The following is a 24,698-nucleotide window of genomic DNA, read 5'->3' on the forward strand; positions in this document are numbered from 1 at the left end:
CGTGCTGGCGCTCAGGCGGCAAAACCGCCATCGATCTTCAGCCCGGCGCCCGTGACGAACGCCGCTTCCGGGCTGGCCAGGTAAGCCACCATGCCGGCGATTTCATCGGCCGTGCCGTGGCGGGGCAGGGCCATCAGACCGTGCATCAGGTCGGCGAAGTCGCCCGTCGGCGGGTTCATGTCCGTGGCGACGGGGCCCGGCTCCACGTTGTTGATGGTGATGCCGCGCGGACCCAGGTCGCGCGACAGGCCTTGCGTCAGGCCGCTCAGCGCCGATTTGCTCATGGCGTAGGCGGCCGCGCCGCCGAACGGCATGCGGTGCGCATTCGTGCTGCCGATGTTGATGATGCGCCCGCCCGTCTGCATGTGCGCCACGGCCGCCTTGATGGCGACGAAGACGGCGCGCACGTTGACGGCCACGGTCTTGTCGAAGTCTGCCAGCGAAAAGTCGTCGATGGCGCCGGGCAGGAATACGCCGGCGTTGTTGACGAGGATATCGACACGGCCAAACTGCGCCGCCACCTTGTCGATGGCCGCCGTCAGGGCGGTGGCGTCAGCCGCATCGGCTTGCACGCCCAGGGCCTTGCCGCCGCTTGCCTCCACCGTGGCGGCCAGCGCCTGCGCTTCGGCGGCCGAACTTTGATACGTGAAGACGACGTTGGCGCCCTGGCTGGCCAGGCGGCGCACGATGGCGGCGCCGATGCCGCGCGAGCCGCCCGTCACAAACGCGATCTTGTCTTGCAGTGGCAGGGAGGTGGTGGTTTGGGTTTGCATGATGTGCTTTCTAAGTGAGGAATCGAGGAGTTCAGTATCTGCCTTTCATTCCTGCCGCGCTAGCCATGAATCGCTACAATCACTTTCAACCATTGGTATCAGATGAGCGGGTAGAATAGGCGCATGGACGCCCTCAATCACTTGCAATCCTTCGTGCTGTCTGCCGAGCTGGGCAGCTTTTCCGCCGCCGCGCGCCGCCTGGGCCTGACGCCGGCTGCCGTCAGCAAGAACGTGGCGCGCCTGGAAGCGAGCCTGGGATTGCGGCTGTTCCAGCGCAGCACGCGCCGCCTGACCCTGACGGAAGGGGGCGAGCGTTTCCTGCAGCAGATAGTCGGCGCCCTGTCCACCCTGCGCGAAGCGATCGCTGGCGTGGCGGAAGAGGGCGGCCAGCCGGCCGGCATCCTGAAAATCAGCATGGCGCCGTCGTTCGGGCGCAGCTACGTGGTGCCACTGCTGGGCGACTTCATCGCGCGCCACCCGGGCGTGGTGCCCGACTGCCATTTCGACAACCGGCAAGTCGACTTGATCGGCGAAGGCTTCGATGTCGCCATCGGCGGCGGCATCGAGCTGACGCCGGGCGTGGTGGCGCGCGAGCTGGGCCACGCCCACATCGTCGCCACGGCGTCGCCCGCCTTCATGCAGGGCAAGGCCATGCCCAGGCATCCGTCGGACCTGGCGCAATTCGACGGCGTGGCGCGCCGCTCGGCCGGCAGCGGCAGGCTGCGCAGCTGGATATTGCGCGACGGCGCGGGCGGCGAAGGCGTGGCCGAATGCCGGCCGCGCGCCATCTTCGACGACCCGGAAGCGATGGCGCAGGCGGCCATCTTGGGCGTTGGCGTGGCGCTGCTGCCCATGCCGCACGCGCTGGCCCACTTGCGCAGCGGCGCGCTGGTACGCCTGCTGCCAGGCTGGCACGCCGATTCCGGCCCCCTGTCCGTGTACTATCCCAGCAAGAAACTCTTGCCCGCGAAGACGCGCGTATTCGTCGATTTTCTGCTGGAGCAATTCCGCCAGCGCGATTTCGCCGCGCAGATGCGGCCCGATTAATGCATGGCGATGGCCCTTGCCGCCAGTGCAGCCTGGGCTAGCCGCCGCGTTGTTGTAAATATACTTTCTTTTCAAAAATAACATGGCATGGCGGGCGGTAGCGACACGATCTGTCGCTATGCTTGTGTAAGATGAAAACATTCTGAAAAGAAAGTTTTTGTCTGTGCCGTCCATTCCTGACAGACCCCATCCACGAATCGCCGCATGCGCTGGCCGCGCGACTACGGGCATGGGATCAACACCGCCTGGAGCACAGTTATTTAAACCGTTGTTGATAGAAAGTCCTCACGATGCATTCTCCCGAAATTTTGCTGCAAGATTTGAACGCCGCCTTACGCGAATTGCATGGCGCCAGTCAGTTGATTGACGATGAGCGCCTGCGTACCGACATGCCGCTGATCATGCGCCGCCTGTTGCTTGCCGAAGTGCTGGGCACGACGTCGATCCTGGCGATCGGCGGCTCGCAAGGGGCGGGAAAAACGACGCTGTTGCGCTCGCTGTATGCGCTGGACGGCGAGTCGGCGCAATGGCTGCAGCCTAACGAAGGCCGGGGCGAGAAGCTGCCTGTGCTGGTGCTGGAAGATGCGTCGCACTCCGAAGTGCAGGGCGCGCTGCGCTGCCTGCGCCAGCAGGACGGGCAATACGTGCTGGTGGAGGACGATGTCGATGTCGCCACCTTCCAGAAAGCCGTATGCGACCCGGAAATGGATGTGCTGCTGCCCGTGCTGAAGGTGCCGCAGCGCTATTTCAACCGGGCGAATCAGGCCTGGCTGTTGCTGCCTGGCTACGAGACGCAGGACCGCGAGAACAAATCATGGCAGGAACTGATGCGCCAGGCCTTGGTCGGGGCGGTCGGCTGCATCGTCGTCACGGACGAGACGCGTATGGCCAACCAGCAGCAGGTCGACATCGTCACGGACATGCTGCAAGGCGAATTGGGCGGCGCGCAAACCCTGGTGGTGATCAGTAAGACGGAGGCCGCGCGCGGCAAGCCGGAGCGTCTGCAGGCGTTGCGCGATACGGCGGCCCAAGTGTTCAAGGTGCCGGCCGCCTTGGCCGGGACAAGAATCATCTGCGTCGGCGCGGATGACCAGGACTACCGCCAAGACTGGCTGCCAGCTTTGACCAAGGCGATCCAGGACCTGTCCTGCTCGGGCGGCGGCGACCGCAAGGCGCAACTGAACCGTCTGGCGGGTGTGCTGAGTCGTGACCTGACCTCGGTCCTGGGACTGGTGCACACCAAAACCAAGCTGCTTTTTCATGAACGCGAGAGCGGCAATGAGGGCTTGCAGGCGGTGCGCAGTTACCTGGAGGCCTTCGACGACGCCAGGGATGGCCTGCGCGAGGAGTATCTGGAAGGCATCGATAGCCTGCTGCAAGCGCATCTGGGTGCAGCCTGGAAGACGCTCGAAGGCAGCTTGATCAGCGATCACGAGGGTGTCGTCAACAAAATCAAGGACTTCGCCAGGACCGCCACGCAAAGCCACCAGCACATAGCACAGAGCGTCAGCGCATCGTGGGGCGAGCAGGCCGACGTGCTGGAAAAGCACACTGCCATGATCGGCGGGCTGACGCAGAAGAAACTGCGCGGTGAGCAGGGCCCGCAGGTTCTCGCCATCGCGCAGAAAAGCGACGCAACACCGATGCAAAAACTGGGCTATGTCGACGCAAACCAGCAAGTGCTTGCCTGGCAGCGCCCGGACGAGGACGACCAGCGAAATCTGCGGGTGATCTTGGGTGTGAAGGGGGCGCCGGAAGGGCAAGCCGAACTGGTGACCAAGGATGTCGTCAGCGCGGTCAAGCTCTTGCCGGTCCTGACGCTGGAATATGCGCGCCTGGCCAGCATGATGCCTGCGCTGGTGGGCCTGACGCCGGAATTGACGGAGGCAAAGGAGTCCGATCAAGCCGACATGATGAAAAAAGCGGTGCAGCAATTGGGCGACGGCGTGACCTTGGGCAAGACGGTCTTGCGCAGCATTGCCACCGTCTTTGCCGTCGATGTGCTCAGCGATGGCGATGTCGACGTGATTCCAGCCCTGATGAGCATGTTCAATCCGGCGTCCGCCTCGGCCGCGGCTGCCGGCACCGGTACCGGCGGAACGGCGGCGGCCGGTGCCGCCATCGGCGGCGTTGGCGCCGCCGTGGTCGGCGCGGTGGCGGTGGGGTATCTGGCGTATTCCGCCATGCAGGCCACGCGCATCCATGACGAGAAGGCACGGCTCGTGTCGCAATCAATGTTGCAGAGCATTCAAGAACACCATCACAAGCATTTCATTCACCATTTTAATCAGATGATGGGCCAGATGCGGGGCCGGCTGGAACAGTCGCTGCGCACGCGTTATCGCCTGGATGAAGCGCTGATGGAAAAAGACCGCCTGGCGAAGGCCTTGGCCGATGTGCGTTCACTGCAGCGTGACCTGCTGTTTGAACTGGGCCGGTCCGGGCATACGATGGCGCTGTTCCAAGTGGATCAGGCCGCGTGAGCCGGGGCAGCATGGCGCCGGAGCAAGCGTCCGGCGTGCGCGCAGCATGGGCACAGCATGACCAGGAACGGCTGGACTGGGCCTTCCGGGCGTATACGCGCTTTGCCGAATCGCTGAGTCCTGAAATCCGCGACCGCCTGGCCAGCAAGGATCAGCAGGCGGAAGCCTACGTGGTCGTTTTCGGCAAGACCCAGGTCGGCAAAACCACCTTGCTGATGGAGTTGATGGGGGTGCTGGCGACGCAGATGCCGCGCGTGGCGCGGGTCTTGCGGGGGGGCGCGCGGCCGGGCAATCGGCCACCGCCACCACGATGGAATACCGCCGTTCGCAGGATCAGCGCTGGGGACTGAAAGTCAATGACGCGGCGGCCGCATGGTATGACGATGACCTCGCCATGGAGGCGGAACTTGGCCGGCTGCGAACGGCGATGGAAATGCGCCAGCTGGTCGCGCATGCGCCATGCGTCGTGTTTGTCCCGCAGGAATGCTTTGATGCGCACGCCGTGCAGTCGGGTGTGCGCATGCTCGATCTTCCTGGCGACAAACCGGCAAACGCGGCCGAGCAGGAGCATGTGCATGCGATGGCGCGCAAATATGTGCCGCTGGCCGACCTGATCCTGCTGGTGGGACGCGGTGATGACTTGTCGTTCCTGCAAGGGGGCGGCCTGACGCTGCCGGGCATCGAGGACTGGCAAAGCGCCCCGCGGCGTTTTCGGATTGTCACCACCTACTCCTTCACGGCGCAGTCGGTGCGCGACATGGTGCGCGAGCATGCGGGCGAGGCCGAAGTGCCGCTCTACCGGCGGCGCCTGGTCGAACAGATTGAACGCTCGATACCGCTGAGTGAGGATGTCAAGCGCGCGGCGAACTTTTTTCCGCTCGAGTTCGGGCAGTCGTGGCTCGATGCCCGCGAAGCCGAGCCCCTCCTGTATGAGCGGGTACAGCCGATGATGCTGACACTCAAGCAGCAGTTGCTGAGCGATATACAGGCGTCGACCACGCCATTGGCGCGTCTGCGTGTTGCCGTCGACGCGCACGTGGTGATTGCCAGGGTGAAGGAAAAACGCCAGGAAGTGCTGCGTGGTGAGAGCGATGCGCTGCAGGCGGCGTTGCGGCGGGCGCAGGAGGAACAACAACAGGCGCAACTTGCGGCCAAGAATATCGGCGAACAATGCGCCAGCCTGGCGCAGGCGCAGGAAGCATTGACGGACGAGGTTTTGTCGAAAGACATCGCGCGGCATTTTGTTTTTGCCGCGACGGCGCCTGGCGATCCATACGAAAGTGTCGACGGCTTCAAGGCCGTGATCCGGCGCGCGAAGACATCCCTGCGGCAGGCATTGCTGTCCAGTCATCCAGACACGGCTCGGATGTCAGGCACGCAGCTGTTCTGGCGCCGTGTGGCGTTGAAGGATGGCGTCAGCGGCAGCGACGACATACTGGACGATGCGTTCAGCAGTTTCCTCTCCACTCTCAATGCGTACTGGGTGGACAAATACTGGAGCACCGGCGAGGGCAGCGACTATGCCAGGGATCTCAGGACCTTCAGGCGCTGTATCGACGAAGCCCAGGCAGAGCTCAAGGCGCTTGCCCGCAAACGCTGGCTGGCCGCCGCTCACGCCTGGCGGGAAGGCTTGCTGGAGGAGCTGGAGGAACAGCGCTACAAACGCGACGACTTTCAACGGCTTGCCGACGGCGGCATTGCGCCGATCAGGCTGCTGGAGGAGAAACTGGCGCAGCATACGCAGGCGCGCGAGTTGTTTGAACAGCGGATGGAAAACGATCTGGTGGAGAGTCGCCGCTTTGCGGCGCTGCTCGACGCGGAATATGTCGCTGAGCTGGAACAGCGGCGGCAGGCGATATGCACCGCCGGCAACCGCGTTACCGCCTTTCTGGGCTTGCTGGCTGCCGTGCGGCTTGCTGATATACGCAAGCAAGTCCTGTTGCACATCGAACCCGCTGCCATTTAATTTACATTTACCTCATATTGACCAAGACCATGAACAATCAACACGATATCGTACGCCAGGAACACGAATTTCAGGAACTATTGCAAAAGGTAATGCAGGAACCGCTGGCGCCTGTGACGAAGTCGGTCCGCGAGTTGGACAAACGGCTGGACCAGTTTGAATCGCTGCTGGGAGATTTACAGGCGATTATCCAGGGCACCAATATGAGTGCGGATGACGCGCTCACGCAGATTCGCTCGCTCAAATCGCTGGCCGAAGAGACGCCGCGCGAAATTCGCCTGTCGTTGCAACCCATGCTGCACCAGGTCCAGAATACGCTGGAACAGGGCACGGTAACTGCCCACCGCGACTCAGTGGAGAAATTGTCGGGACAGCTGGTGCAGCAAGGCGAGTCCGGCAAGCAATCCTTCGTTCAGCTACAGGAACTGATGGCGCAGCAGCGCCATGAGCTGGGCACGCAGGCGGCGGCATTGCTCATGGAGGTTGCGCGTCTTAACGAGGCCGAGCTGGCGCCGCTGGTGCAGTCCGTGGCGCAGATGCAATTGGCGTTTGCCGAGCAGCAAATGCAATTGACCGCGCTGGCGATGCAGCAGGAGGCGTGGGCAAGCACATGGGCGGAACAGCTGGCGGCCTCGACACAATCTGTGCGGCGCTGGCTGATTGCCACCCTGGTTGTGGCGAGCGCGGGCTGTGCCGCCGGAATTGCCTTGTTTGCCGGCAGGCTCTGACTGCGGCAGCGATGAGGGAACTGGCCACGCCCCAGGCCTGGTCAGCCGTTGTGCGCCACCAGCCTGAGCCTTGTAATCTCCGCCGGCGCGCCGATGCGTTTCGGCGGCCCCCAGTAGCCCGTGCCGCGGCTCACATAAATCCACAGGCGGCCTTGCCGGTGCAGGCCCGCCACGTAGGGCTGCTGCAGCGGCACGAACAGGTTCCACGGCCAGAATTGGCCGCCGTGCGTGTGGCCGGACAATTGCAGGTCGTAGCCGGCCGCTTCCGCCTCGGGCGCGCTGCGCGGCTGGTGCGCCAGCAGGATGCGGGGGATATCGGCCGGCGCGCCGGCGATGGCCGCTTGCGGGTCGCTTTTCTGCGCCGGATCGAAGGCGGCCGCGTTGAAGTCGGTGACGCCGGCCAATGCCAGGCGCGCGTCGTCGCGGTCGAGGACGACATGTTCATTCATCAGCACGCGCAAGCCCAGGCGGCGAAATTCCGCCACCCACGGCGCGGCGCCCGAATAGTATTCGTGGTTGCCCGTGACGAGGAAGACGCCGTGGCGCGCGCGCAGCTCGGCCAGCGGCGCCGTGTGGCTGCCCAGTTGCGCCACCGTGCCGTCGACCACGTCGCCCGTGATGGCGATGAGGTCCGCCTGCAAGCCGTTGGCGCGCGCGACGATGGCCTGCACGTAGGCGCGCTTGATGGTGGCGCCCACGTGGATGTCGCTCAGTTGCACGATGGTGTAGCCCTGCAGGGCAGCCGGCAGGCCCGCGATGGGCACGTCGACGTCGCGCACGCGCGCCACCCGGCGGGCGTTGATGAAGCCGACGACGGTGGCCAGCAGCGCCAGGAGCAGCACAAGCATGGCGGACGCCTGCGCGTGCGGGCGGGTGGCGGGAATCAGCATCAGCAGTGCGCGCAGCGCGGTCAGCACGAACAGCGAGGAAAAAAAGCCCATGCAAAGCGAACCGGCCCAGCTCAGACGGTCGGCCAGGCGTGCATCGTTGGTGACGGCGCGGGCGAAGATGGTCATCGGCATGAGCATGGTCGACGCCAGCAGGACCAGGCCGCCCAGCAGCCAGCCGGCCAGGCCGACGGGGAGCGACGGCAGCAGCAGCCAGCCCAGGAGGGCGTGCAGGGCGCCCAGTATCATGGTGATGCGCAGCAGCGGCGTGCGGGTTGTCATGTCATGCTTCCAGAGGTGAGGCGGCCGCCGATTATAGCCGACGCCTTGGCCGCAGGCAGCCGCCACCCCGCTCAGGGGGCGATATGCAATCCCAGCATGGCCAGCTTGCCGAAATCGACGGGTTTGGCGAAATGTTCGTTGAAACCGGCCTGCAGGGCCGCCTGGCGGTCGTGTTCCTGGCCGTAGCCGGTCAGCGCGACGAGCAGGAATTGCTGCGGTATCGGCAACTGGCGCATTTTGACGGCCACGTCGTAGCCGCTCATGTCGGGCAGGCCGATATCGAGAAAGACGATGTCGGGCTTGAATTCCAGCGTGCGCTCGGTGGCTTGCGCGCCCGTGTAGGCCGTGCGCACCGTGTGGCCGTACATTTCCAGCAGTTCGGCCAGGGTATCGGCCGCATCGCGGTTATCGTCGACGACGAGGATGCGCTGGCTGCCGCCGGTGGCGGTCTGCGGTGCCGGCGCGGCCGGCAGCGGCACGTTGGCGTCGAGCGGCAGCAGGACTTCGAAGGTGCTGCCCAGTCCCACGCCGGGGCTGCGCACGCTGACCTGGCCGCCGTGCAGGGTCACCAGGTTGCGCACCAGCGACAGGCCGATGCCCAGGCCATCCTGCACCCGGTCGGGCGAGTGGCCGCTCTGCTCGAACAGGCCGAAGATGCTGTCGATGCTGGCCGCGGCGATGCCGATGCCGTTGTCGCTGAGGCGGATGCGCACATTGTCGCCTTCGCGTTCGGCAGTAATGGCGATGCGCCCGCCCGGCGCCGTGAACTTGGCCGCATTGAGCAGCAGGTTGGCGACGATCTGCGACAGGCGCACGGCGTCGCCGCAGACCCACAGTTCTTCCCGGGGCAGGTTCACGTCCAGCGCATGGCCGCGCGCCTCGATGCTGTGCGAACTCGTTTCCAGCGCGCTGCGGATGACGCTGGCCAGGCTCACGCTTTCCCATTGCAGCGAGATTTTGCCCTGCGAAATGCGCGACACGTCGAGCAGGTCGTCCACCAGGCGCACCAGGTGATCGGTATGGCGGGCGATGGTGCGGCGCGCATTGTCCTGCACGGCCGGCACGACGGGATCGAGCTTGCACAGCAGGGCCAGCGCCGTGCGGATGGGGCCCAGCGGGTTGCGCAATTCGTGTGCCAGGGTGGCCAGGAATTCATCCTTGCGGCGGTCCACGTCGCGCAGCGCGCGCTCGACGCGGCCCAGGCGCAGCAGGGCCTTGACGTTGGCGATCAGTTCATCGGCCTCGATCGGCTCGACCAGGTAATTGTCGGCGCCGCCGTCCAGGGCGCGGATCTTGTCGGCCGTGCCGATGCAGGAAGCTGAGGTTTGCAGCACCAGGATGGTGTTCGTCTCGGCGCCGCCCTTCAACTGGCGGCACACTTCCAGGCCGTTGATGTCGGGCAGCTTGACGTCGAGCAGGATCAGGTTGGGGCGGTCGTGGCGGGCGCGCAGCAGCGCGTCGCCGCCGTTCGACGCTTCGATGACCTTGAAACCGGCGCGTTGGAGGATGCGCGACTTGGCGTAGCGTGCGCCATCGCTGTCATCGACGTTCAGGATCAGAGCATCGCTGTTGTTATCCGGTAGCATGCGCATTGTCCCAGGTGGTTGTGCCTTGCGGCGGGACCGGCTCTTGCCGGTGGTGTGGATTGCCGATCAGCGCGCGCAGTGTCGCCAGCAATTGCTGGCGCGGCAGCGGTTTCACGTAGTAGGCGTCGGCGCCCAGGGCCAGGCCCTTGCGCACGTCGTCGATCTCGGTGGCGACGATGACGGGCACCTGGCGCCGCAGCGGGTCGTTTTTCAGCTCGGCCAGCCAGTGCCAGGCCGTTTCGCCGTGCAGCAGGATATCGAGGATGACGGCGGCGGGGCGCTGCTGTTCCCAGCGCTCCTGCGCCTCGCGCACGCTGCGCGCGGGGACGACGCGAAATTCGCTGCCGGCCAGGAATTTTTCATACAGCAGGCGCACGGGCGGATTGTCTTCCACCACCAGCACGGCGATGCGCTGGTCGTTGCCATTGTCGTTGGCCGGCGCGCACGGGGGCAGGCTGCCTTCGGGCGCGTGGTAGCTGGCGGGCAGGACGACGGAAAACAGCGAACCGTGGCCCGGCGTGCTTTCCACGCTCACCGTGCCATTGAGCAGGGTGGCCAGGTTGCGGCACAGGGGCAAGCCCAGGCCCGTGCCCTTGACCTTGCGCTGCATGTGGTTTTCCACCTGGCTGAATTCCTCGAAGATCATCTGCACGTCTTCGGCGGCGATGCCCAGGCCCGTGTCGGAGACGGAAAAGCGGATCGCGTCCTGCTCCGGCAAGGGCGTGGCGCTGACGATGATGGCGCCGGCTTCCGTGAACTTGAGGGCATTGGAAATGAAGTTGCGCAGGATTTGCGACAGCTTGCCTTCATCCGTGTGGATGTGCAGCGCCGGATCGGGGTCGATGAAGGTCAAGGTGAGCGTATCGGACACCAGCAGCGGGCGCAGCATGCCGCGCAGGGCGCTGAACAGGTCCGCCACCTGGAAACTGTTGGCGTGCACGTCGACCTTGCCCGCCTCGATCTTGGCCAGGTCCAGCAAGTCGTTCACCAGGTCGCTCAGGCTGACGGCGCTTTGCAGGATGAACAGCACCTGCTTTTCCTGCTCTTCCGACAGATCGCCGTCGATGCGGTCGAGCAGCAGCTTGGACAGGGCGCGGATGGAGCTGAGCGGCGTGCGGAATTCATGGCTCATGTTCGACAGGAAGCGCGATTTCATCTGGTCGGCGCGGCGCAGGTGGTCGGCTTTTTCGTCCAGTTCCGCGAACAGCGCCACCACGCCGCGGTTGGTGTCTTCCAGTTCGCGCGTCAGCTGCAGCAGGTCGTCCTGGCGCGTCTTCAGTTCGGCCAGAGTGGTCAGCAGCTCGCGGTTCTGCTGCTGCACTTCCGACAGTGTGATGTCCGACGGCAGCGCCTGCAGGCTGCCCGACAGCGTGCCGATCTTGCCGCCGTCGAGCAGGGGCGCGTCGCGCGGGAACAGCTTGTGCAGGGTGATCTGCGTGCCGTCGCCTGGCGCGCTGCGGATATGGCAGCGGTCCATCAGGCGCTGGGCGCCCAGGATGCCCAGGCCCATACCCGTCGGCGAGCGGTAGGTGCCGGCCAGTATCTGTTCCAGCTGCGCGATGCCGGGGCCCTGGTCCTCGATGCGGATGCTGAGCACCTGCGGCGCCGTCTGGCCATCGATGGCGAAATGCACCTTGCCGCTGCCGGCGTAGTTGTAGACGTTGCGCGCCAGTTCCGATACGGCCGTGGCGATGCGCACCTGGTCCTGCACGCCGAAGCCGCACAGGGCGGCGATCTGCCGCGCGCGCTGGCGCGCGCCCACCACATCGAGTTCGCTGCCGATATGGGCCGTCAATATGCGTCGTGTCATGTCGTTTCGCTCCTTTCCCCCGTCACGGCCTGCTGTTCCTCATGTTCGCGCAGCACCACCACCGTGACGTCGTCGCGCCCGCGCGCAAAATCGCGGTACAGCACGGCGGCGACGAGGCTGGGGTGGCAGTGCGCCAGGCCCGGATACTGTTCCAGGTCCCAGCGCGTGTGCAGGCCGTCGCTATGCATGATCAAGGTCGCGCCAGGCTGCCACGGATAGCAGAATTCCTGCACCTTGCGCAGGTTGCTGCCGACGATGCCGTTGTGCGACAGCAAATGCCGGCGCTGCCGCGCATCGAAGGCGCAGGCGGCGATATTGCCCACGCCCGCGTAGCGCAACTGGCGGCGCGCGCTGTCGATATGCGCCAGGGCCAGGGCCGCGCCGCGCGTGGCGCGCAGGGCGCCGTTGGCCAGCTCGATGAAGGGGGCGGGCAGCGGCGGCAGTCCCGGCGTGTCGTGTTCCAGCAGGGCGCTGGCGCGTTCCGATGCGCGCGCCGCCAGCGGGCCGTGGCCCAGGCCATCGGCCACCATCAGGCTCAGTTCATGGCCTTCGCAGACGACGTTCCAGGCGTCGCCGCATACCTGTTCCGAGGCCAGCGGCAGGCACACGGCGCCGATCTGCCAGTTCGGGCTGGCCGGGATGGCGCTGCTGGCGTTCGGCCCCCAGACCACCATCATCAGCACCGTGCCCTTGCCGGGCGCCGTGTACAGGTCGAATTCCTGGCTCAGGCGGCGTATCGCGCCCAGTCCCACGCCGTAGGTGCCCGTGGTGGAATGGCCATCCTGCATGTGCTGGCGTACATTCGCCATGCCGGGGCCGTTGTCGATGGCCAGCACTTCGATGCCGCTGGTGCCGCCGCGCAGCACCTTGCGCAGCAGGATTTCACCGCGCTGCGCGTGCTTGACGATGTTGGTCGCCGCTTCGCTGATGATGATGGCCAGCTGGCCCGTGCGCACGTCGTCGAAGCCGATGTGGCGCGCCAGTTCGTTGCCGGCGCGGCGCGCCGTGGCGATTTCGCTCGGTTCGCCGACGGAAAAACGGCGTTGCCTGGCAATGTCAGGGGCTTGCTCGAGGTGGTTCAAAACAGCTTCCATTTCGCGATGGTGACAGTGGTGCCCGCGCCGGGCGCCGTGTCGATGTGAAAGGCGTCGGCCAGGCGCTTGGCGCCACCCAGCCCCAGTCCCAGCCCGCCGCCGCTGGTATAGCCATCGGTCAGCGCCAGGGGAATATCGTCGATGCCAGGTCCCGCATCGACAAAGCGCAGTTCCAGTCCCTGGCGCGCGCCATCGCAGACGCGCGCGATGCGCGCTTCGCCGCCGCCGCCGTAGCGCAGGGTGTTGCGCGCCAGTTCGCTGGCCGCCGTGATGATCTTGGTCTGTTCGATCAGGCCAAAACCCATGGCGACCATGCTGTCGCGCACCTGCTTGCGCAGCCGCACGACGTCTTCGTCGCTGTGCAGGGGCAGAATCTGCTGCACTCCGGCCTGCGCCAGCTCCTGTGCCTGCGCGCCTAGCACGGCGCCCCCGTCATGCGCATGCGCCGCCCCGTTCCAGCAGCTTGATCCCCCGTTCCACGTTGAGCGCCGTGCTGACGCCTTCCAGGGTCAGGCCCAGTTCCACCAGGGTGATGGCGACGGCCGGCTGCATGCCGACGACGACGGTGCCCGCGTCGAGGATTTTCGCCATCGCCGCCGTGTTGCTGATCATGCGGCCGATGAAGGAATCGACGATGTCGAGCGCGGAAATGTCGATCAGCACGCCCGTGGCGCGGTCCGTCACGATGCGGGTGGTCAGGTCGTCCTGCAAGGTCATCGCCAGGCGGTCGTGCATGTCCACCTGGATCGTCACCAGCAGCAGCCGGCCCATGCGTAAAATGGGGATTCTTTCCATAGGCGCCTCAGTGTGTTTGCTGCTGGTAGGTGATGCTGGAGCCCGTGCGCTTCAGGGCCACGACGAAGGCGTCGGCCAGGGTAGCCTTGGTCATCACGTCTTCCAGGTTCACGCCCAGGTGCACGATGGTTTGCGCGATCTGCGGACGGATGCCGCTGATGATGCAGTCGGCGCCCATCAGGCGCGCAGCGGCGATGGTTTTCAGCAGGTGCTGCGCCACCAGGGTGTCGACCGTGGGCACGCCCGTGATGTCGATGATGGCGATCAGCGCGCCCGTGTCGACGATCTTTTGCAGCAGGCTTTCCATCACCACCTGCGTGCGCGCGCTGTCGAGGGTGCCGATCAGGGGCAGGGCCAGCACGTTTTGCCACAGCTGCACCACGGGCGTGGACAGTTCCAGCAATTCCTGCTGCTGGCGCAATATCACCTGTTCGCGCGCCTTCTGGTAGATGGCGATGGTGAGCAAACCCAGCTCGTCGAACAATTTGCTGGTGCTGACGATGGCGTCGCCCAGTTCCTGCGGCTGCGCCGTGATTTCTTGGCGCAGGTAGGCGAACAGCGGTTCCTTGAGCGAGAACATGAAGCTTGCCGTGTCGATCGGCGAATAGCCCTGGCGCACGCGCGACTGCGATATTTCCGCGAGCAGCTGGCGCGTGTCGTCCCAGGCGCCGCCTTCGATGTCGAACGAGTCGCCGTTTTCCAGCGCGCCCGCCAGCAGCGGCAGGAATTGCGATGCCTGCTGGCGCAGCTCGTTTTCGGCGATCTTGTCGCGCCGCACCAGGCGGGCGATCAGGCCGGCCATCCACCCGTCCAGCAATGCCGTGTGGTGTTCGTTGATGATGCCGGCCAGTTGCTGCGCCTGGCTCGTGCCCGTCTTGACCGTGTCCGTCTTCATACTCATGCTCATCCTTGGCTGGAGTGGAGGGTGCGGCGCGGCCGCAAGCGGGCACGCGCTGTGATGAATAAATTATAGGCAGGCGTGGCCATAGCTTGTGTTCTGTGCCGCACATAGTGGCGCATGTCGATGTACATTCTTGTGGGAAACATTTGCGCCTTTAAAGATGCATGTAATTTGCATGTTTAAGCGAATTCCGCTACACTGGGAACACTCAACAAGAGAAAAACATCATGAATATCGACAAATTCAAACAGCAGCACCTGGCCATCCTGGCCGCCATCGATGACTTGCGCCAGCTGGCGCGCGGCGGTGTCGCCGCGCAGGCGCAGGCCATTGCCGACCAGATCATCGCCATGAGCGGCTTGATCAAGCTGCACCTGGCCGTCGAGCAGCGCTACCTGTATCCGGCCGCGCAAGCGTGCGGCGTGGCCGAGGTGGCCCGGCTGGGACGCCAGTACGAAAACGAGATGCACGGCATCGCCGGCGCCTACCTGGATTTCGCCGGCCGCTGGAATACGCCCGTGCGCCTGGAAGCCGAACCGGACGCCTTCCGCAGCGAAGCCAATACCGTGCTGCACGCGCTGTTCCAGCGCATGCGGCGCGAAGACCACGATCTGTACCCGGCCATTGAATCGCTGGCCTGACACCGCTTACTAATAGATCCATTAATAGATACACAGGAGTTTTACATGCTGACCCAGGAACAACGCGCCATCATCACTGCCACCGTCCCCATCCTCGAGCAGGGCGGCGAAGCGCTGACCCGCCATTTCTACAAGAATCTGTTCCGCGACCATCCCGAAGTGCTGCCGTACTTTAACCAGGCGCACCAGCACAGCGGCGACCAGCAGCGGGCGCTGGCCAATGGCGTGCTGATGTATGCCAAAAATATCGACAAGCTTGCGGCGCTGGGCGACCTGGTGGCCACCATCGTCAACAAGCACGTGGCCTTGCAGATTCGCGCCGAGCACTATCCGCTGGTGGGTGCCAGCCTGTTGCAAGCCATCCGCGAAGTGCTGGGCGAAGAAGTGGCCAGCGACGCCGTCATCGATGCCTGGGGCGCGGCCTACGGCCAGCTGGCCGACATCCTGGCCGGCGAGGAAGGGCGCATCTACAAGGCGCAAGCGGCCGCGCCAGGCGGCTGGAGCGGCGCGCGCGACTTTACCGTGCGCAGCAAGAGCGTGGAAAGCGCCGAGATCACCTCCTTCCTGCTGGCGCCCGCCGATGGCCAGCCCGTGCCCGACTTTGCGCCAGGTCAATACATTGGCGTGGTGACCACCGTCGATGGCGTGCCCATGCGCCGCCAGTATTCCCTGTCGGCCGCCAGCAATGGCCAGACTTACCGCATCAGCGTCAAGCGCGAAGAGGGCGGCAAGGTATCGAATTTCTTCCACGACCACGTGCAGGCGGGCGACACCGTGCAGCTGACGCCGCCATCGGGCGACTTCGTGCTGACGGAGAGCGACAAGCCGCTGGTGCTGATCAGCGGCGGCGTGGGCATCACGCCGACCCTGGCCATGCTGACGGCGGCCCTGCGCGGCAAGCGTCCCGTGCATTTCATCCACGCGGCGCGCAACCACGGCGTGCATGCATTCCGCGCGCAGATCGATGCACTGGCCGCGCAGCACCCGCAGCTGCAGCGTTATTACTGCTATGCGGAACATGGCGGCGAACACGATGCGCCGGGTGCCGCCGCGCCGGACGCCGTCGGCTTGCTGAATAAAGAGCAGTTGAACAGCTGGCTGCCGGTCTCGCGCGACGTCGATGCCTACTTCCTGGGGCCGCAGCCATTCATGCGGGCCGTCAAGCAATACTTGCGCGAACTGGGCGTGCCGGAACAGCAGACGCACCACGAGTTCTTCGGGCCGGCGGCCGCCTTGAACTGATTTTCTCTGCCTTGTGTTGCCCCGGCGAGAAAAAACGTTGCCGTAAGGGGCGGGTAAGCCTCGCGCTGTACTGTGAATCCAAGCTCGAAAACAACAGAGCAGCTTTTACATAACAGGAGGCAACACAATGCATGACGATCTCGTTCAAAAAATCAAGAGCGACCCCAACTATCATCAACTGGTCAAGGTGCGTTCCCGCTTCGGCTGGGCGCTGACGGGCCTGATGATGCTGGTGTACTATGGCTACATCCTGCTCATCGCCTTCGACAAGGAATTCCTCGCCACTAAGACGGGTACCGGCGTGATGACCTGGGGCATGCCGATCGGCCTGTTCGTCATCGTGTTTACCGTGCTGGTCACGGGCATCTATGTGCGCCGCGCCAACAAGCAATTCGATGACTTGAGCAACGCCATCCAGGCACGGGTGCAAGCATGAGCGGCACCACATTGACGCAACGCAAACTCTCCTGCCTGGCAAGCCTGGCCTTGCTGGCGGGCGCCAGCAGCAGCGTGCTGGCGGCCGGCGCCGACCTGGGCCAGGCGGTCAAGCAGCCGACCAACTGGACGGCGATCATCATGTTCGCCGTCTTCGTCATCTTCACGCTGTTCGTCACCAAGTGGGCGGCCGCGAAAACCAAGTCGGCTTCCGATTTCTATACGGCCGGCGGCGGCATCACAGGCTTCCAGAACGGCCTGGCCATCGCGGGCGACTACATGTCGGCCGCTTCCTTCCTCGGCATTTCCGCCGCCGTCTTTTTGAACGGCTACGATGGCCTGATCTACGCCATCGGCTTTCTCGTCGGCTGGCCCGTCATCACCTTCCTGATGGCCGAGCGCCTGCGCAACCTGGGCCGCTTCACCTTTGCCGACGTGGCCGCCTACCGCTTCAAGCAGGCGCCGATCCGCATTTTCTCCGCGTCCGGCACCCTGGTCGTCGTGGCCTTTTATCTGATCGCGCAGATGGTGGGCGCGGGCCAGCTGATCAAGCTGCTATTCGGCCTGGAATACTGGATCGCCGTCGTCCTGGTCGGCACCCTGATGATGATTTACGTGCTGTTTGGCGGCATGACGGCCACCACCTGGGTACAGATCATCAAGGCCGTGATGCTGCTGGGCGGCGCCACCTTCATGGCCGTGGCCGTGCTGGCGCAGTTCAACTTCAGCCCGGAAGCGCTGTTCGCCAAGTCGGTGGACGTGCACGCCACCAAGGAAGCCATCATGGGCCCCGGTTCCTTCATCAAGGATCCTATTTCCGCCATCTCGTTCGGCATGGCGCTGATGTTCGGCACGGCCGGCTTGCCGCACATCCTGATGCGTTTCTTCACGGTGCCCAGCGCCAAGGAAGCGCGCAAATCCGTGTTCTGGGCCACCACCTGGATCGCCTACTTCTACATTCTGACCTTCATCATCGGCTTTGGCGCCATCGTGCTGGTGAGCACCAATCCCGAGTTCAAGGATGCCGCAGGTAAATTGCTGGGTGGTAACAACATGGCGGCCGTGCACCTGGCCAAGGCCGTGGGCGGCAATGTCTTCCTCGGCTTCATGTCGGCGGTCGCGTTTGCCACCATCCTGGCCGTCGTGGCGGGCCTGACCCTGTCGGGCGCGTCGGCCGTGTCGCACGACCTGTATGCCACCGTCATCAAGAAGGGCAAGGCCACGGGTGCCAATGAATTGAAAGTGTCGCGCGTGACGACGATCGTGCTGGGCATTATCGCCGTGGTGCTGGGCATCGCCTTTGAAAAGCAGAACATCGCCTTCATGGTTTCGCTGGCTTTTGCCATTGCCGCCTCGGCCAACTTCCCCGTGCTGTTCATGTCGGTGCTGTGGAAGGATTGCACCACGCGGGGTGCCACCATCGGCGGCTTCCTGGGCTTGATCACGGCCGTCGCGCTGACGGTGGTGTCGAAGTCCGTGTGGGTCGACGTGCTGGGCCATGGCGAAGCGCTGTTCCCGTATGCCTCGCCGGCGCTGTTCTCGATGACGGCCGGCTTCGTCGGCATCTGGCTGTTCTCGGTGCTCGACAAGAGCCCCCGCGCGCGCATCGACCGCGCCGGTTACGAAGCGCAGCAAATGCGTTCGGAAACGGGCATCGGCGCGGCAGGCGCCAGCGCGCATTGATGTAAACAGGAGTTGCTGAAGGAAACAATGCCCGGTTCGCCGGGCATTGTTGTTTTTGGTGCGCTTACTTTGCCACGCGCAGGGGGATGACGCCCGCCGCCAGCGCCGGCGCGCCCGGCGTCGCGTCGAGTATCGATGCCAGCGTCACCGTGTCGAGCACGGCCAGGAAGGCGGCCGTGGCCTGGCCCAGCTTAGCCTTCAGCAGGCAATCGGGCGTGAGCGGACAGGTATTATTTTCCTTGTTGAAACATTCCGCCATGAAAAAATCGTTTTCCGTTTCGCGCACGACGGTGCCGATATTGATCTCGGCCGGGTCGCGCGCCAGGCGCAGGCCGCCATTTCTTCCACGCACCGTTTCCACGATGCCCGACAGGCCCAGCTGGTGCACCACCTTCATCAAATGATTTTTCGAGATGGAGTGCAGGTCGGCAATGTCCTGGATGGTCACGAGCCGGTCGCGGTGCACGCCCAGGTACATCAGGGTGCGCAGGGTGTAGTCAGTGTAGGCAGTCAGTCGCATGGGAGAAGGGAGTAAAACACCCGACAAACCTGCTGCGCGTCGCGACTTGCGGCCTCCGATGCTCACTGTGCATCCGCACAGCTCCGCTTCTCGGCCACAACTCACATCCGCTCGCTACGGTTTTGTCCGGTGTGTGAAAGATGTGGATTACATCCTTGTTTCAGCCGCCAGCATACAGGAGAGCGCCGGCCATGTGTGTTGCGCCGTCACTTTTCAGCCTCGAAAGACAAAAGTTGATTGCCTTTCGCTTAAATGCGTAGTAAATTTTCATATTGTTGCCCTGGCAAACAGCTCGTAAGCCCTTGTCGGCCCTTTGGATATGATTTTTATTGATGGAAATCAAGAGGATGGTGAAGCAATAAGGTAAATTTACTACAAATTCGACGATGGGCGTTTCCCGGGCCGGGAAGCGCGTACTACGCAATCTGTGCGGTGCCGCCGTGGCCGCCCCAGGAAATGAATACCATGCAAATGAATGAAGTGAAAGACGAGCTGCTGAGCAGCGATATCCGCCAGCTGGGCCGTCTGCTGGGCGACGCCATCCGCAACCACCTGGGCGACCCCGCCTTCGAGCGCATCGAACATGTGCGCCAGCTGGCCATCCGTTTCCGCCGCGACAATGATGAGGCGGCGCGCGCGCAGCTGTCGGACGCGCTGCAAGCGCTGTCGCAGGAAGAAACCACGCAATTGACGCGCGCTTTCAGCTATTTCTCGCTGCTGGCCAATATTGCGGAAGATCAACATCACATCCGCCGCACGCGCGCCCATCTGATCGCCGGCTCGCCGCCGCGCCAGGGTAGCCTCAGCCATGCCGTCGGCAATGTGTTTGACGCCGGCAAGGCCGATGCGCTGGAAACGTTCTTCGAAGATGCGTTCGTCAGTCCCGTCTTCACGGCGCATCCGACGGAAGTGCAGCGCAAGAGCATCCAGAATTGCCAGATGGCTATCGCGCGCCTGTTGAGCGAGCGCGACCGCGTGCAAATGACGCCGGAAGAAGCGGAACAGAACGAAGAAGCGCTGGGCCGCGGCATCGTCACCCTGTGGCAGACGCGTCTGCTGCGTACGAGCAAACTGTCCGTCATGGATGAAGTGGCCAATGGCCTGTCGTTCTACGACCACACGATCTTGCGCGAATTGCCGAAACTGTATTCCTCGCTGGAAACCATGCTGGCCCAGCGCGATGCCCGCTGGGAAGATGCGGAATTGCCCAATTTCATGAAGGTCGGCAGCTGGATAGGCGGCGATCGCGACGGCAACCCGTTCGTCACGGCCGACATCCTGCGCAGCACCCTGCAGACGCAGGCCGACAAGGTACTCGATTTTTACCTGGGCGAATTGCGCAAGCTCGCTTCGCAACTGTCGCTGGCGCAAATATTGAACGCGTGCAGCGAGCCGCTGCGCGCGCTGGCCGAGCGTTCGGCCGATGCGTCCCCACACCGGGTCGACGAGCCGTACCGCCGCGCCTTGCACGGCATCCACGCGCGCCTGGACGCCACGCGCGTCGTGCTGTCCGGCAAGGGCAAGCAGGCAGACGGCGTGCAGCCTTACGCTGCGGCATCCGACCTGCTGGCCGACCTGGACGTGGTCCAGCATTCGCTCGTCAGCAATGGCTTGCGCGCGCTGGCCCGTGGCCGGCTGCGCCAGTTGCGCCGCGCCGTCAAGGTGTTCGGCTTTTCGCTGGCGCCGCTCGATCTGCGCCAGAATTCCGACGTGCACGAGCGCGTCGTGGGCGAACTGTTCGCGGGCGCCCAGCCTGGCCTCGTCTACCTGGACCTTGATGAAGAGCAACGCATCAGCTTGCTGTTGGCCGAACTGGAGTCGCCACGCCTGCTGACGTCGCCGTATGCGCAGTACTCGGAGGAAACGACGTCCGAACTCGACATCTTCCGCGCCGTGCGCGAGGCCCACGTCAAGTACGGCCGCGAATCGGTGCCGAACTGCATCATCTCCAAGGCGGCCAGCGTCTCGGACTTGCTGGAAGTGGCCTTGCTGCTGAAGGAAGTGGGCTTGCTGCGCCAGGGCAGCCGCGAAGTGGACGTCAACATCATCCCCCTGTTCGAAACCATCGACGACTTGCGCGCCGGCCCCGCCATCATGGCGCGCGCCTTCGGCTTGCCGTTCTACCGTGGCTTGCTGGCATCGCGCGCGAACCAGCAGGAAGTCATGCTCGGCTACTCGGACAGCAACAAGGACGGCGGTTTCCTCACGTCCGGCTGGGAGCTCTACAAGGCCGAGATCGAGTTGGTGACGGTCTTCAAGCAATACCAGATCAAGCTGCGCCTGTTCCACGGCCGCGGCGGTTCCGTGGGACGTGGCGGCGGACCCAGCTACGAAGCCATCCTGGCCCAGCCGGCCGGCGCCGTGCAGGGACAGATCCGATTGACGGAGCAGGGCGAAGTCATCACGGCCAAGTATGCGAACCCGGAAGTAGGGCGCCGCAACCTGGAAGTGCTGGTGGCCGCCACCATCCAGTCGACCCTGCTGCCGCAGGCGCAATTGCAGCCGAAAGCCTCGGCCGGCGCGGGCCATTTGGCTGCCATGGAGGAGCTGTCCGGCACGGCACTGAACGCCTACCGCGACCTCGTCTACGGCACGGAGGGTTTCGAGCAGTATTTCTGGGAATCGACGGTGATCGCGGAAATTGCCGCGCTGAATATCGGCAGCCGTCCCGCCTCGCGCAAGAAATCCACGTCCATCGAGGATTTGCGCGCCATTCCCTGGGTCTTGAGCTGGGCGCAATGCCGTTTGATGCTGCCGGGCTGGTTCGGTTTCGGTTCCGCCGTGCAAGCCTACCTGGCCGCCCATCCCGCTGACGGGGCGGCCGTGCTGCGCGGCATGTACACGGATTGGCCTTTCTTCACGTCCTTGCTGTCGAACATGGACATGGTCCTGGCCAAGAGCGATATCGCCATCGCCGGCAAGTATGCGGAACTGGTCAAGGACAAGGCCTTGCGCGACGCCATCTTTACGCGCATCCGCGCCGAATACGCGGCCACCCTGGACGCCTTGAAACTGATCACGGGTCAGGAAGAGTTGCAGCAAGCCAATCCGCTGATGCAGCGCTCGATACGCAACCGTTTCCCGTATATCGATCCGCTCAACCACGTGCAGGTGGAACTGCTGAAACGCTTCCGCGAGGGCAAGCAGGACGCGGCGGCGCGCACGGGGATTCATTTGTCGATCAATGGCATCGCGGCGGGACTGAGAAATAGTGGTTAAGTAAGTCATTCAAACAATATCAAGGAGACAGCATGACCATCAAAGTTGCCATCAATGGCTATGGCCGCATCGGCCGCAATGTCTTGCGCGCGTTTTATGAAGGCGGCAAGCAGCAGGATATCGAGATCGTCGCCATCAACGACCTGGGCGACGCCAAGTCGAATGCGCACCTGACGCGCTACGACACGGTGCACGGCAAGTTTCCCGGCGTCGTCACCATCGACGGCGACAATATGCTCGTCAATGGCGACCGCATCCGCGTCTTCGCGCAGCGCGACCCGGCCCTGATCCCCTGGGGCGAACTCGGTGTCGACGTCGTGCTCGAATGCACGGGTTTCTTCACGACCAAGGAAAAAGCCTCGGCCCACTTGAAGGGGGGCGCAAAGAAAGTCATCATTTCCGCGCCGGGCGGCAAGGACGTGGACGCCACCATCGTGTTCGGCGTCAACCAGCACGTCTTGAAAGCCTCGGATACGGTCATTTCGAATGCCTCGTGCACGACGAATTGCCTCGCGCCCTTGGTGAAACCACTGAACGACGCCATCGGCATCGAATCGGGCCTGATGACCACCGTGCACGCCTACACGAATGACCAGGTGCTGTCCGATGTGATGCATGAAGACTTGCGCCGCGCCCGTTCGGCCACGCATTCGATGATCCCCACCAAGACGGGCGCGGCGGCCGCTGTCGGCCTCGTCTTGCCGGAACTGAATGGCAAGCTCGACGGCTTTGCCGTGCGCGTGCCGACGATCAACGTGTCGCTGGTCGACCTGTCCTTCATCGCCAAGCGCGATACGACCGTCGAGGAAGTCAACGCCTTGCTGAAAACGGCATCGGAAGGCGCCTTGAAGGGCATTCTCACGTACCAGACGGAACCGCTCGTTTCCATCGATTTCAACCATAACCCGGCCTCGTCGAACTTCGATTCGACCCTGACCAAGGTCTCGGGCCGCCTCGTGAAAGTGTCGTCGTGGTACGACAACGAGTGGGGCTTCTCGAACCGCATGTTGGACACCACGGTCGCCCTGATGGCGGCCAAGTAAGAACGTAGTACCGCTGATCCAGCGCACCAGGACGGCCGGCCCACAAGGCCGGCCCTTGTAGCAGCACGAACTTTATAGAAAGCAGCACACCATGACCATGCAAGTACAGCAACGCGCCACCAAGATCGTTTCCACCATCGGCCCCGCTTCGAACGATATCGATACCCTGGTCCGCATGTTCAAGGCCGGCGTCGACGTCGTGCGCCTGAACTTTTCGCATGGCAAGGCGCAAGACCATATCGACCGCGCCCGCATGGTGCGCGAAGCGGCAGCCCTGTGCGGCCGCGAAGTGGCCATCATGGCCGACTTGCAAGGCCCGAAGATTCGCGTCGGCAAGTTTGAAGAAGGCAAGATTTTCCTGGAAAACGGCGCCAAGTTCATCCTCGACGCGAAATGGGGCGAAAACGGCGAACTGGGCAACATCGAGCGCTGCGGCCTCGATTACAAGGAATTGCCGCGCGACTTGCGCGCCGCTGACGTATTGTTGCTCAACGATGGTCTTATCGTCTTGACGGTGGACAAGGTCGTCGGCAGCGAAATCCATACGACCGTGAAAATCGGCGGCGAATTGTCGAACAACAAGGGCATCAACCGCCAGGGCGGCGGCTTGTCTGCCCCGGCCCTGACGGCGAAAGACATGGAAGACGTCAAGACGGCGATGAGTTTCCAGGCCGATTACGTGGCCGTGTCCTTCCCGAAAAACGCCACCGACATGGTCATGGCGCGCCAACTGGCCAATATCGCGGGCGAAGCGTGGGACCACAAGCCGATGATGATCGCCAAGATCGAGCGCGCGGAAGCTATTCCTGCGCTGCAAGAAATTCTCGACGCGTCCGACGGCATCATGGTGGCCCGCGGCGACCTGGCGGTCGAGGTGGGCAATGCGGCCGTGCCGGCCCTGCAAAAGCGCATGATCAAGATGGCGCGCGCGTCGAACAAGTTGGCGATCACGGCCACGCAGATGATGGAATCGATGATCGTCAACGCCGTGCCGACCCGCGCGGAAGTGTCCGACGTGGCCAATGCCGTGCTGGACGGCACGGATGCCGTCATGACGTCGGCGGAAACGGCGTCGGGCCGTTACCCGATCGAAACGGTGGAAGCGATGGCCGCCATCTGCCTGGACGCGGAAAAGTGGGATACCTGCAAGCTGGACGCCGATTTCCTCAACGCCACGTTCTCGCGCATCGACCAGTCGATCGCCTACGGCGCCCTGTTTACGGCCCATCACCTGCGCGTAAAAGCCATCGCTACCCTGACGGAATCGGGTTCCACGGCGTTGTGGATGAGCCGTTGCAATATCGACATCCCCATCGTCGCGCTGACCCCGAGCGTGGGCACGCGCCGCAAGCTGGCCCTGTACCGCAACGTCAGCACGCTGGAATTGACGTCCGGCACGGACCGCGACAAGGTCTTGCAACAGGCGGAAGATTTGCTGGTGGAACATAAAGTCGTGGCCAAGGGCGATACCGTCGTGCTGACCTGGGGCGAGCCGATGGGCAAGGTCGGCGGCACGAATGCGCTGAAGATCATGAAGATCGGCCAGCACTGAGCGCATCGCCG

21 protein-coding genes are annotated in these 24,698 nt (G+C 63.9%); 12 read left to right on the top strand and 9 right to left on the bottom strand.

What is annotated here, in order from left to right; all coding sequences use genetic code 11:
- Positions 1 to 11 precede the first annotated feature (11 nt).
- Positions 12 to 773: an SDR family oxidoreductase gene (locus tag OX459_RS25935; protein WP_251348496.1), complete on the bottom strand. Its 762-nt coding sequence runs from the start codon at positions 771 to 773 to the stop codon at positions 12 to 14.
- A 123-nt stretch (positions 774 to 896) separates the two neighbouring features.
- On the opposite strand from OX459_RS25935, the gene OX459_RS25940 reads away from it, so the two are divergent.
- The 5 genes from OX459_RS25940 (at position 897) to OX459_RS25960 (ending at position 6,997) form a co-directional block, all read left to right on the top strand.
- Positions 897 to 1,820, top strand: a complete 924-nt coding sequence (locus OX459_RS25940; protein WP_289907138.1) for a LysR family transcriptional regulator — start codon at positions 897 to 899, stop codon at positions 1,818 to 1,820.
- A 290-nt stretch (positions 1,821 to 2,110) separates the two neighbouring features.
- Positions 2,111 to 4,303: a hypothetical protein gene (locus OX459_RS25945; RefSeq protein ID WP_289907139.1), complete on the top strand. Its 2,193-nt coding sequence runs from the start codon at positions 2,111 to 2,113 to the stop codon at positions 4,301 to 4,303.
- The gene (locus tag OX459_RS25950; protein ID WP_289907140.1) at positions 4,300 to 4,653 is read left to right on the top strand and encodes a hypothetical protein; all 354 of its coding nucleotides are present in this window, start codon (positions 4,300 to 4,302) and stop codon (positions 4,651 to 4,653) included. The genes OX459_RS25945 and OX459_RS25950 overlap by 4 nt, the downstream gene beginning before the upstream one ends.
- Positions 4,614 to 6,269, top strand: a complete 1,656-nt coding sequence (locus OX459_RS25955; RefSeq protein ID WP_289907141.1) for a hypothetical protein — start codon at positions 4,614 to 4,616, stop codon at positions 6,267 to 6,269. The genes OX459_RS25950 and OX459_RS25955 overlap by 40 nt, the downstream gene beginning before the upstream one ends.
- A gap of 29 nt (positions 6,270 to 6,298) precedes the next feature.
- Positions 6,299 to 6,997 carry a hypothetical protein gene (locus tag OX459_RS25960; protein ID WP_289907142.1) on the top strand — a complete coding sequence of 233 codons (699 nt, stop codon included), beginning with the start codon at positions 6,299 to 6,301 and terminating at the stop codon, positions 6,995 to 6,997.
- A 41-nt stretch (positions 6,998 to 7,038) separates the two neighbouring features.
- On the opposite strand, the gene OX459_RS25965 is transcribed toward OX459_RS25960, so the two are convergent.
- The 7 genes from OX459_RS25965 to OX459_RS25995 all read right to left on the bottom strand — a co-directional run bounded on the left by OX459_RS25965 (position 7,039) and on the right by OX459_RS25995 (position 14,352).
- The gene (locus OX459_RS25965) at positions 7,039 to 8,166 is read right to left on the bottom strand and encodes a metallophosphoesterase (RefSeq protein WP_289907143.1); all 1,128 of its coding nucleotides are present in this window, start codon (positions 8,164 to 8,166) and stop codon (positions 7,039 to 7,041) included.
- A gap of 71 nt (positions 8,167 to 8,237) precedes the next feature.
- Positions 8,238 to 9,752 carry a response regulator gene (locus tag OX459_RS25970; protein WP_289907144.1) on the bottom strand — a complete coding sequence of 505 codons (1,515 nt, stop codon included), beginning with the start codon at positions 9,750 to 9,752 and terminating at the stop codon, positions 8,238 to 8,240.
- Positions 9,739 to 11,562, bottom strand: a complete 1,824-nt coding sequence (locus tag OX459_RS25975; protein ID WP_289907145.1) for an ATP-binding protein — start codon at positions 11,560 to 11,562, stop codon at positions 9,739 to 9,741. The genes OX459_RS25970 and OX459_RS25975 overlap by 14 nt, the downstream gene beginning before the upstream one ends.
- Positions 11,559 to 12,644, bottom strand: a complete 1,086-nt coding sequence (locus tag OX459_RS25980; protein WP_257219001.1) for an ATP-binding SpoIIE family protein phosphatase — start codon at positions 12,642 to 12,644, stop codon at positions 11,559 to 11,561. The genes OX459_RS25975 and OX459_RS25980 overlap by 4 nt, the downstream gene beginning before the upstream one ends.
- Positions 12,641 to 13,078, bottom strand: coding sequence for an ATP-binding protein (locus OX459_RS25985; RefSeq protein ID WP_289907146.1), 438 nt, complete (start codon positions 13,076 to 13,078; stop codon positions 12,641 to 12,643). Before OX459_RS25985 ends, OX459_RS25980 begins: the two co-directional genes overlap by 4 nt.
- A 10-nt stretch (positions 13,079 to 13,088) precedes the next feature.
- The gene (locus OX459_RS25990; RefSeq protein WP_289907147.1) at positions 13,089 to 13,451 is read right to left on the bottom strand and encodes an STAS domain-containing protein; all 363 of its coding nucleotides are present in this window, start codon (positions 13,449 to 13,451) and stop codon (positions 13,089 to 13,091) included.
- A 7-nt stretch (positions 13,452 to 13,458) separates the two neighbouring features.
- Positions 13,459 to 14,352 carry an STAS domain-containing protein gene (locus OX459_RS25995; RefSeq protein WP_289907148.1) on the bottom strand — a complete coding sequence of 298 codons (894 nt, stop codon included), beginning with the start codon at positions 14,350 to 14,352 and terminating at the stop codon, positions 13,459 to 13,461.
- Positions 14,353 to 14,579: 227 nt separating this feature from the next.
- On the opposite strand from OX459_RS25995, the gene OX459_RS26000 reads away from it, so the two are divergent.
- The 4 genes from OX459_RS26000 to OX459_RS26015 all read left to right on the top strand — a co-directional run bounded on the left by OX459_RS26000 (position 14,580) and on the right by OX459_RS26015 (position 18,353).
- Positions 14,580 to 14,993, top strand: a complete 414-nt coding sequence (locus OX459_RS26000; protein WP_289907149.1) for a hemerythrin domain-containing protein — start codon at positions 14,580 to 14,582, stop codon at positions 14,991 to 14,993.
- A 45-nt stretch (positions 14,994 to 15,038) separates the two neighbouring features.
- Complete coding sequence (gene hmpA / locus OX459_RS26005; RefSeq protein WP_289907150.1) at positions 15,039 to 16,235, top strand: NO-inducible flavohemoprotein; 1,197 nt, start codon at positions 15,039 to 15,041, stop codon at positions 16,233 to 16,235.
- Positions 16,236 to 16,362: 127 nt separating this feature from the next.
- The gene (locus OX459_RS26010; RefSeq protein ID WP_152281460.1) at positions 16,363 to 16,671 is read left to right on the top strand and encodes a DUF485 domain-containing protein; all 309 of its coding nucleotides are present in this window, start codon (positions 16,363 to 16,365) and stop codon (positions 16,669 to 16,671) included.
- Positions 16,668 to 18,353: a cation acetate symporter gene (locus tag OX459_RS26015; RefSeq protein WP_289907151.1), complete on the top strand. Its 1,686-nt coding sequence runs from the start codon at positions 16,668 to 16,670 to the stop codon at positions 18,351 to 18,353. Before OX459_RS26010 ends, OX459_RS26015 begins: the two co-directional genes overlap by 4 nt.
- Positions 18,354 to 18,417: 64 nt before the next feature.
- Here OX459_RS26015 and OX459_RS26020 read toward each other — a convergent pair whose 3' ends face one another.
- A complete protein-coding gene (locus OX459_RS26020; protein ID WP_251348507.1) occupies positions 18,418 to 18,873 on the bottom strand; it encodes an Rrf2 family transcriptional regulator in 456 nt (151 codons plus the stop codon).
- A 465-nt stretch (positions 18,874 to 19,338) separates the two neighbouring features.
- Here OX459_RS26020 and ppc point away from each other — a divergent pair, with 465 nt between their 5' ends.
- The 3 genes from ppc (at position 19,339) to pyk (ending at position 24,687) form a co-directional block, all read left to right on the top strand.
- Positions 19,339 to 22,092, top strand: a complete 2,754-nt coding sequence (ppc, locus tag OX459_RS26025) for a phosphoenolpyruvate carboxylase (RefSeq protein WP_289907152.1) — start codon at positions 19,339 to 19,341, stop codon at positions 22,090 to 22,092.
- A 32-nt stretch (positions 22,093 to 22,124) separates the two neighbouring features.
- Positions 22,125 to 23,135, top strand: a complete 1,011-nt coding sequence (gene gap, locus OX459_RS26030) for a type I glyceraldehyde-3-phosphate dehydrogenase (RefSeq protein WP_099667765.1) — start codon at positions 22,125 to 22,127, stop codon at positions 23,133 to 23,135.
- A 91-nt stretch (positions 23,136 to 23,226) separates the two neighbouring features.
- Complete coding sequence (gene pyk, locus OX459_RS26035) at positions 23,227 to 24,687, top strand: pyruvate kinase (protein ID WP_083292642.1); 1,461 nt, start codon at positions 23,227 to 23,229, stop codon at positions 24,685 to 24,687.
- Positions 24,688 to 24,698: the final 11 nt, after the last annotated feature.

Origin of the sequence: Janthinobacterium sp. SUN026, from assembly GCF_030397625.1 — a bacterium.
In the GTDB taxonomy this organism is placed as follows: domain Bacteria; phylum Pseudomonadota; class Gammaproteobacteria; order Burkholderiales; family Burkholderiaceae_D; genus Janthinobacterium; species Janthinobacterium kumbetense.